This is a genomic window from Companilactobacillus futsaii JCM 17355, assembly GCF_001435505.1.
Classification (GTDB): domain Bacteria; phylum Bacillota; class Bacilli; order Lactobacillales; family Lactobacillaceae; genus Companilactobacillus; species Companilactobacillus futsaii.
In genome coordinates this window covers 1-1,038 of sequence record NZ_AZDO01000150.1, presented here as the reverse complement: position 1 = coordinate 1,038, position 1,038 = coordinate 1, and the positions used below count along the sequence as shown (strand labels likewise).

At 36.5% G+C, this 1,038-nt stretch carries 2 protein-coding genes; both read right to left on the bottom strand.

From position 1 onward, the window contains the following. Positions 1-671 (bottom strand): PD-(D/E)XK nuclease-like domain-containing protein (locus tag FC88_RS12435; RefSeq protein WP_057816099.1); only part of this gene is annotated, 671 nt, incomplete at its 3' end. Next, on the bottom strand, positions 652-1,038 hold a 387-nt coding region (locus FC88_RS12430; protein WP_200951545.1), incomplete at its 5' end, for a recombinase RecT. The genes FC88_RS12435 and FC88_RS12430, both read right to left, overlap by 20 nt.

Here is a 1,038-nt window from a genome sequence, read left to right as displayed (position 1 = left end):
ATCTGCATTGCCGCCTCTTCTAATCGATAATCAGGAATTGAAATAACCATTTTATCTGGAACTTTTTCCTTTGAAACTGCCACTATATAGGGCGTTGTCTCAATATCAAATGTTTGTCTGATAAGTTCCCTATAAACATACATTTGAAGCTGATAGTTGTATTCAGCTACGAACGATTGCCATTCTCGATCTTCGTTGTTCCAAAACTTCTTATGGATATCTCTCGAAGTCTTTAAATCAAGGAAGTAACCACGTTTTAAATTCAAGCAATCAACTTTGCCTTTCCATTGGACTCCATCAATGAAACCAGTAACGATAGCTTCTTTTTCTCCTTGATATAGTCCCTGGAACAATGAATCTTCCTTCAAGGTATCGATCATATCTTCAGCTTTTTCAAATGGTGCTCTCAATTTCTTAGTTCTAGTCATGATCTCTGATTTGTGGTCATCAATGAACTTCTGATGTGATTCAGAGCTTTCAAAATAAGAATGAAGGTAATTACCAACCAAGAGTGCTTCATGGTTCATATCGGAGTATTCTCCGTTTAGCTCAGCCATCGTTTCAGCCTCACACTTCAAGAACTTTTTGAAAAAGGTTGGTGATTGATAATCCCAATCTGTCGAACGATCATAATAATTTTCTTGAGTTAAATCACTTGTTGGTGTCAGCATCGTCATCTATCTCCTTTTCAAATCCATCTAATACCTCTTGATTACTATTTTCTTTGGCCTTACGTGACGTCTTAGAACTTGTTTTCTTTGTATTCTTAGAAGATGAATCATTATTATTAATCAATTCAGATACATCAGATGCTGGTGCTTCATCTGTCTCGGTAGCATTGATATCTTTAATATCATTAGAAACATCATCAACAGTTTCTTCATCTGTTAAGAAAGCTGTTTGCATATCTACTGACATTGGACCCCATTTACCAATCAGGTTTCTTAAGACCGTCTTTAGCGCCATAGCATCAAAATCAGTTGCCCAAACTCCGGAAGGCTGTTGTTTACCTGACATTTTTGAGAATTTTTGACGGTG